Here is a 7,914-nt window from a genome sequence, read left to right as displayed (position 1 = left end):
GATTCGACGACGACGCCGGCCAACTGGTCTTGCCATCGGGCCAGAAAGCCGACGATCTTCGTGATGTCGTTTGCCAAGCGCTTCTGCGCCACGACCCGGTCGGCATCGTCGATAACAGCGACAACGCTGTTGTTGGAATGCAGATCAATCCCGCCGTACATCATCTTCGCCTCCTCGTGGCCTAAAGTGAATCGATGATTGCGAACTCACTTTAGCTCCACCGCCTTCTTGCTAGCGAAGGCCGGCTAGATGATCTTCAGTGCATTCGATCTCGGAAGCCTCAGTTAAATGCACTGTCAGCGTAATCCCATCTCCCATCCGATCCGTGGGTGCGCGAACGGTGATGGCCGCTGCAGCACGAGCTGACGAAATTGCGAGTATCCTACGAGATTGTCCTCCTGGTCTTGATGAACCGTTGAGGACGGTTGCTGACGATAAACATCGTCAAGAATAACGTGCCGGCCGAAGCCTCACTTCGCTTCCTTCTGTTGCTGGCTTTGCGTGAACTTCGTTCCCGGCGATGGTAGTGGCTTCCGCCCCAATCGAAAGATCCTGAGTTGCTCCAGATCTTGCTGGATGGGTTTTCCCCGGCGAAGCGAGCCGCATGTTCGATTTCCTCGCCCTAATCATCTGACGGGCCGGCTGAACCAACATCGGCTCGGCGGCGACCAAGGAGTTCAATCAAAGGACCAAGCATCATATGGCTATCGAGGCTTCAGGCGTATTGAATTATCAGAAACAACAGGTACGCCATTAAGCGATGCGCAAGCTTTCTGCTGCAATCTTACTTGTCGGCCCTTACGCTGGTGGCGCGATAGGCGCAGACCTGCCGAGAGCGCCGCAGTCGGCGGCGGTCGCTTCAGTCTACAAACGTACCGGCGTCTACATCAGCGGCAATGTCGCCAACAGCATTAGCCCTGCTCCGACAACACTCCACTGCAATGCAGACGGCTGTCGGCGGGGCCCGATCGGCGACAAGTGGCAACTGACTCCGGCAGTAGCTCCCGGGATCGAGACGGATGTTCAAGGCATGCGTTATTTTGACGAGGCAAAGGTCATTTGGAAGACCAAGGTGCCGTCCGAGGGCCAAGCTGACACGGTTGAGGGCGAACTGCTCCGCGCGGTTGAAAAACTACATCGCGAGGGCCGCGACAACGGCAATATCAACTGGGACGCCGGTTTTGAAATTCTTCTCGGCTACCTAAAATTACATCTCCTCGACGCCGGCGTTTATCCGGCTGACATCTTAGTAGCCACCAAAGGCATCCTCGATCAACTCTCCGATCCGGAGTATCCTGTTGTCGAAGACGGGCCTTACGACGAGCTCGCAGACCGCGTCGTTGAATGGTACCGGCACTACGGCAGTCAGCCTCATGTTCGCAATCCAAATCTCCACCGGTAGTGGGATCCGATTCTGCCTCTTAGTTGCGATTGAATTATTGTAGTCGTCCGCTAAACCGCTGCGGTAGTAAATTATCCAATGCGCATTATCGATCGTCTGTTCTCTTGCCTCGTTCTATTCCTTGGAATCGCAGCCGTCCCGGTGCCTCCCGCGCTCGCTGCCGAAACCTGCCCGTTCATCAGCGCCCAGGAGCTCGCCGGCGCGATGCCGGCGCTCAAATGGTCACTGATTTCAAATCAGGACGGCCGCGGCTGCATCTACCAGGGCGGACGCGGCGACACGATGATGCTGACCGTGTTCCGCAATCCCGACAAGGACCGCGCCAAGGAATTGTACGCGACCTTCGTCAAGACGCTTGGCGAGCGCATGCCGCTTAGTGCCGTGTCCGGGATCGGCGACGAAGGCCAGGGCGGAACGACCGCCGCCGGCGCGCAGCGCCAGGAGACCTCGGTCGTCGCCTTGTCCGGCGATTACATTCTGCAGATCAGCGTCTATCCGACCGGCCGGCGTGCCGACGAGGCGCTGCTCGGACCGCTCACCCAAGTCGCGCGCGTTGCCATCGGTAAGGTGAGCAAGACCAGCGAGCGGTTCGGCGATTGCGAATGGCTCACTGAAGCGGATGCCGACGGCTTTCTCGACAAGAGCACGCTGATGGTCCAGCGGACCGGCGCGGGCAGCTGCATGATGTTCGATCGCGAGGCCAACACCATGATCGTCGCGGTGATCGCGATGTCGCGCGACACCGTCATCAACATGATGAAACGCACGGACCCGTGCAAACACGTGGCGATACCCGAGCTCGGCAGTGAAGCGTTCGGCGAGCATTCCTGCACCAAGGGCAACGGCAACGCCGTCAACATCTATGTCTGGAAGAACGGCAGGCAGGCGTCGATCCTGTTCGCGCCGGTCAAGCCGCATCCGGAGTCCGGCTCGGTCGAGCGCCTGAAGGCGGTCGCCGCGCGAGTCTATGGAAAACTGTAACGGCGCCGCATGAGTGTTACGATCTGGTAAGGCATTTCGATCGGTGCGCCTTCAAGTTTCTTCGTCACGCTACTCCTCAGCCGTCTCCAACCAACTCGTCGAACGGATCGCCGAACTACAGTTTCATCGTAACCACCGTTGTCAGTCGCAGATGATCGCCGTTGCCTCGATCTCGACCCGTGCGGAAGCCGGCGTGAGACCAGCGACCTGAACGAGCGTGCTTGCCGGGCGAATTTGATCGAAGGCTTCAGAATGGGCGCGGACAATATGTTGAGTGTCGGCCATGTCGATAACGTACACCACGGTACGAACAACATGCTGCATCCCGGCACCGGTCTTGGCTAGTGCGTTGGCTATTGTCGCTAGCGCGGCTTTCGCTTGCATATAGGCATCGCCGCCTAGTTCCGGCGGACGCGCCGTTGTACCAGATACAAAGACTTGATTTCCAACGCGGACGGCTCGTGAGTAGCCATACGCGTCTTCAAAGGCGTAACCGGACGATGTGTTCTGCCTTGGCAAACGAGTTCTCCTGCACTGTCCGGTGGCTGCCGCGAGGCGAGACGCACATCAGCCCGCATCATGCACGTAGCGCATGCCGATGGCGAGCCGATTCCAAAGATTGATCATGCCAATGAGCATGGTGAGATCGACGATCTCTTTATCGGTAAATTGCTTTCGTAGTTCCTCGTAGTCTGCATCCGGCGCGTGCACCTCTGCGACCCTAGTGAGCGCCTCAGTCCATGCCAGTGCGGCACGTTCGGCCTGCGAATAAAGCGGCGATTCGCGCCATCCATTGAGAAGGTAGAGGCGCTGTTCGCTCTCGCCATTCTTGCGTGCATCCTTGCTGTGAACGTCGAGACAATACGCGCAGCCATTGATCTGAGACGCTCGCATCTTCACAAGATCGATCAAACCTCTCGGTAGCCCGCATCGAAGGATGTAGGCCTCTACCGCACGGAGTTTCGCGTAGCCCTCGGGCGCGGTCTCCACGGGTAGCAGACGTTCGGCATGCATAACCCTATCCCTTTTTCGTAGGTCGCCAATTCGTTGTCGAAAACAAACGCGAAGACCGAGACGATCGTAGCCATAGGGCGCCCTGTAAATTTCATCTTCCTCAGGTCACCACGTTCACAGCGAAAAACGATTTGCGAGTCTGCTGCTTTCCAAGCCACATGTGGCTAGAAGGGCCTGTAGTTGCATTGAAAGAACTGAAACAGATCGATGACCTCAGCGGCATGGTGTTGGTTGAGGTCAGCGATCAAGGCGTTGATCTCATTGGCGCCCGCGAACTCGGCGCTATAGGAACCATCGTTGTTTTTTTTCGATGCGGCCGACGCCCGGCAAGGATCGCACGAAAGCGAGCGCGCGCGCCTCGTCTCTGGTCGTGGGCCTGAATCCAATCTTTGCGCTGTTGCAGGGCGGATTGTTGGCGATCGCCGGATTGGCGGAAAGTGGCGAAGACCAAGCCCAGGCGAGCACAAGGCAAAGCGAACCCCAGGCTCCCAGCCGAAAGAAGCTGCCGGATCGCGTTTGCGAAAGGTCACCGCCGATACACTTGTTCATTTTGTTCCTATCCTGCGATTCCTGGTCAGTCAGCAACGGCTTTGCGGACACCCTTAGTCGCAAGCTGTCCTTTTCACGTTCGAACGGTCGCGCGACTATGTTGACGCGAATGACCGTCGCTGTCGTGCTTAGCGATGAGCCGTTGCATCGGAACGATGGTCGCAGGCCGTTCAGCACTTCGAGGTGCTTGCGCTCATCGGCGCCATGAATTCGCGCGCTGTCGCAGTACCGGTGATTGGATGGAGCGACGGGTGGCGACCTCATAGCGCCGCGGCGAAGCAATAGTGCCCGTCTTCATCGGCCGTGGCGCGCGATTTTCGGTATTGCATACCCTCGCCGCCTATTGGCGCGCAGGCATGGGCGCGTTGGATCGTCGATGCCTGAATGAGGTCGAGGGGCTCGACAATCCGACCGCCAAGAATATGACGGCCGCCGTACGCTGGCCCGCGATCAAAGAGCATCCCCTGCAAGGGCCGCCCGGTGGATTCGGACGAAGTCCTGGATGTGCTCCGGAACCGGCATGGCCTCGATGTCGCATCGCGTCTGGATTTCTTCCGCGAGCTCCCGCGAGACGTCCTTCGACCAGTGAGCATTCGGGTCGAAGGCAATGATGCGGATAGGATCGTTGAAATGACCGTCGACGAGACTGACGATGATGGTTTCGAGATCGGTTCGTTCGACCTCAAGTTTCCTCCGCGCGCGGCCGGGCGGTCCCGCTACGCTGTCGACGATCAGATAGACGATTGTGTCAGTCGCACTCCGATGAGCCGCACGTCGGTCGGTCATCGGCATCAAGCCATTTCCAGCCATACGCGTCTCCAATGCAGATAGAGCCGGTACTCTGTCCGGGCAGGACCAGCCTGAATTGATCCTGCGCAACGAAGCGTAGTCCGAACGACTACGGATACGCATCAGGACCAAAGTACGATCAGGACCAAAGTATGATGACGCGTCGATAGCCCTCAGTAAGATCGCCCCCGCCATTGAAGGGCCGGAGCGGCAATCGTGCACGCTAGCCGGCCCGGCGAAACCGGAAGGGATGCGATGCATGTTCGTGACCGTCGTTGCAGTTCTCTGCCATCTTGGTGGCCCCGCCGCGGGCAGTTGCGTCGAGGAGATCGTGACCGACAGCAGCATGACGCCCGACATCACGTTTCAGGAATGCATGAAAGGGGCGCAGGCGCCGCTTGCGAAGTGGATGGGGGAACATCCGCTTTATCACTCGAATTGGCGAATCGAACGCTACAAATGCGTACCGGGTCACTATGAGATCAAGGGCCAGGCATAGAGTGACGTGCCCCGGCGATCTCATAGACAAGAGACGAAGCGGATCAGCCGACTCTTGCCTCAGCCTGCGCGCTGGACGCGGAGTGTGAAGTTAGAGGACGTTGAAACGGAGTAGGCGCGCATCGCCGTCGGATCGAAGCGCTTGCGGCGTCGTGGTCGAGTTACAGGCAAGACTGCCGTGCTCCGAAACCATGACACCACGGCGAATGCACAGACCTTAGGCGTCGGCAGCGCTCGTCTTCTCGATCCATTCGGCCGGCCCCTGCTCCGGCTGCAGCGACGCGTCATTCGAGGCCATTTGATCCAGCGCACGCAGCAGCGCCGCGACCAGCGCAGGCTTGCGCAGCGGCTTTGCCAAAAAGTCCGACATCCCCGCCTCACGGCAGATCTTGACGTCTTCCGGGAAGGCGTTGGCGGTCAGCGCAATGACCGGCAGCAGCGCGAAGCGACCACCCGGCGCGCGGATCGCCCTCGTCGCGGCGAGGCCGTCCATCTCGGGCATACGCACGTCCATCAGCACGACGTCATACTCACCGTCCGCGGCGGCCTCGACCGCCTCGACGCCATCGGTCACGACGCGCAAGTCAACGTCGAATTCGCCGAGCATCTTGCTCACGACCATGCGGTTGACGGCGTCATCCTCCGCCACCAGCACCTTCAGGGGCCGATCGAGTGCCGCGATGCGGGTCTTGAGCTCGTCGGCCTCGTTGCGATCAGCCTCTTGGTCGGACACCAGCCCCTGGCTCCAGGGCAGTACCAGCGTAAAGCGGAAGGTGGATCCCTCACCCGGCGCCGAATTGACGCCGATCGTGCCGCCCATCTGCTCGATGATGCGCCGGGAGATCGCGAGCCCAAGTCCCGTGCCGCCGAAGCGCCGGCTGATCGAAGCGTCGGCCTGCGCGAAATCGGCAAAGAGCTGACCGACCTTCTCGTGCGCGATGCCGATGCCGCAGTCGGTTACGGTCCACTCGACGGTTGCGAGCAGGTCGCGGCGAGCCCGGCAGGTGGCTGATATCGTCACCTCGCCCGCATCGGTGAACTTCACCGCGTTGGAAGCGAGATTGAGCAGCACCTGCCTGATCCGCGCGACGTCGCCGCGCAGCGCCGGCGGCAGGTTCGGATCGAGCACGACTTTCACCGTCAGGCCCTTGGCCTTGGCACTGGCGCGCACGATTGTCGCAACCGTCTCGACCAGCGCCTGCGGCGAGAAATCGATTGCCTCGAACTCGAAGCGGCCGGCCTCCAGCTTGGAGAGGTCGAGGATGTCGTTGAGGATCCGCTGGAGATTGTCGCCGGACTCGCGGATCGTGGTGACGGCCTCGCGCTGCTCCGGATCGAGCGAGGTCTCGAGCAGCATGCTCGCAAGCCCAAGCACACCGTTCATGGGCGTGCGTATCTCGTGGCTCATCACGGCGAGGAAATTCGATTTCGCCCGGTTTTCGGCCTCGGCCTTTTCCGCGCGCCAGCGCTCGGTGACGTCGCGGCCGAAGCCGCGATAGCCGAGGAACTGGCCGTCGCGATCGTATGACGGCTTTGCCGTCAGCGACCACAGCCGCGCCTCGCCGCCGGCAACGACCTTGATGCTGATCTCGTGCAGCGGCTCGCTCTGCTCCATCAGGCCGATGATGTTGTAGGCGGTGCTCATGTCCTCAGGACAGAGCATGTCGAGCACGTCGGCGAAATGCGCGCCTTGCAGCAGCGGCAACGGCATCTGCGCGACCGCAGCGAAGCGCTCGGGCACGTGCACGAGATGCCCTTCCGCATCGGTCTGCCACAGCCAGTCGCTGGCGTTCTCCTGAAACTCCTTCAGCAAGAGCGAGATGATCTCGGTCTGCCGTTCGAGCGCGAGCTGCGCCTTGAGATTGCCGAGGAACAGATTGCCCTGCGAGACGATGTTGCGCGCCATGAAGAACGCGAACAGCAGCAGGAACACCGCGGTCACCAGATACGGCCCGCTGCCGCATAACAGCAGCGCTCCGGCGCAGGCGAGCGTCATGGTGGCGAGATAGACCAGGCCCGCGCGCGGGAAGGTCGAGAGCGTGAAGGCGCCGCCCGCGATCATCCCGACCATCAGGCAGGCCAGGATCAGCTGGCTGGTCGGCCCGACCTGGCTGAACAGCGCAAGCGGCAGCGTGCCCCATATCAACGCGAGGAAAAAAGCCTGCCGCATGATCTGCCGCGTGGCGCGCGGTGAGGCCTCCTGCGGCGGATGAACGCGAGAGCGCCGCCACGCGCGCAACGCCAGTTCGGCGGCGGCCGTGATCGTTGTTCCCCAGACGACGAGGAACACGTTCCAGCCCCTGCCCCAGAACAGGATCAGCACGATCGCGACCGTGAGCATGTTCACTGCCATGGTCACCGGAATTAGCTGCGTGACCGCATCGACCTGCTTGGCCCGGATCCGACGCATCTCGCGCTCGCTGAGATCGGCCGTCAGGCCGTCCTCGATCTCGAAGCCGCCGAGCCAATAGAGGAACGCGCCGATCAGGCCGTTGCGCGGCTCAGTGGTATCTGGGGAGTTGCCGGGCCATCCCATCCGTCAGGACCTTTTCCGGCATGAATGGCAGAGCTCCCGCTTAAGCCGGGTTAATTTCTTGGGAGATTTTGTGCTTCCCGGCCGGCCGTCCTTGACGGCAGTGTTTGCAGTTTGTTCTAACGGTGCCCCAGCCTGGAGTACCCCT

The 7,914-nt window shown here is 60.6% G+C and carries 7 protein-coding genes; 3 read left to right on the top strand and 4 right to left on the bottom strand.

Features of this window, described 5'->3' with window-relative positions; translation table 11 throughout:
- The first annotated feature begins 760 nt into the window (after nucleotides 1-760).
- Together YUU_RS60190 and YUU_RS0112565 are read left to right on the top strand one after the other, a co-directional pair.
- Entirely contained in the window at nucleotides 761-1,402 is a 642-nt protein-coding gene (locus YUU_RS60190) for a hypothetical protein (protein ID WP_198031740.1), read from the top strand.
- Nucleotides 1,403-1,480: 78 nt separating this feature from the next.
- Entirely contained in the window at nucleotides 1,481-2,383 is a 903-nt protein-coding gene (locus YUU_RS0112565) for a hypothetical protein (RefSeq protein WP_027522683.1), read from the top strand.
- 141 nt (nucleotides 2,384-2,524) lie between these two features.
- Here YUU_RS0112565 and YUU_RS0112560 read toward each other — a convergent pair whose 3' ends face one another.
- The 3 genes from YUU_RS0112560 to YUU_RS50755 form a co-directional block, all read right to left on the bottom strand.
- Entirely contained in the window at nucleotides 2,525-2,902 is a 378-nt protein-coding gene (locus tag YUU_RS0112560) for a Rid family hydrolase (RefSeq protein ID WP_027522682.1), read from the bottom strand.
- 48 nt (nucleotides 2,903-2,950) lie between these two features.
- On the bottom strand, nucleotides 2,951-3,397 hold the full coding sequence (locus tag YUU_RS0112555; protein ID WP_027522681.1) for a carboxymuconolactone decarboxylase family protein: 447 nt from the start codon (nucleotides 3,395-3,397) through the stop codon (nucleotides 2,951-2,953).
- A 999-nt stretch (nucleotides 3,398-4,396) separates the two neighbouring features.
- Nucleotides 4,397-4,756 carry a hypothetical protein gene (locus YUU_RS50755; protein WP_051389709.1) on the bottom strand — a complete coding sequence of 120 codons (360 nt, stop codon included), beginning with the start codon at nucleotides 4,754-4,756 and terminating at the stop codon, nucleotides 4,397-4,399.
- A 238-nt stretch (nucleotides 4,757-4,994) separates the two neighbouring features.
- Here YUU_RS50755 and YUU_RS0112540 point away from each other — a divergent pair, with 238 nt between their 5' ends.
- A complete protein-coding gene (locus tag YUU_RS0112540) occupies nucleotides 4,995-5,234 on the top strand; it encodes a hypothetical protein (RefSeq protein ID WP_027522679.1) in 240 nt (79 codons plus the stop codon).
- A 216-nt stretch (nucleotides 5,235-5,450) separates the two neighbouring features.
- Here the strand turns inward: YUU_RS0112540 and YUU_RS0112535 are convergent, their stop codons facing one another.
- Nucleotides 5,451-7,769, bottom strand: a complete 2,319-nt coding sequence (locus tag YUU_RS0112535; RefSeq protein ID WP_027522678.1) for an ATP-binding protein — start codon at nucleotides 7,767-7,769, stop codon at nucleotides 5,451-5,453.
- Nucleotides 7,770-7,914: the final 145 nt, after the last annotated feature.

The sequence above is a fragment of the Bradyrhizobium sp. Ec3.3 genome (assembly GCF_000472925.1).
Classification (GTDB): Bacteria; Pseudomonadota; Alphaproteobacteria; order Rhizobiales; family Xanthobacteraceae; genus Bradyrhizobium.
Note: the sequence above shows the minus strand (reverse complement) of the source record. Positions and strands in the feature narration are given on the sequence as shown.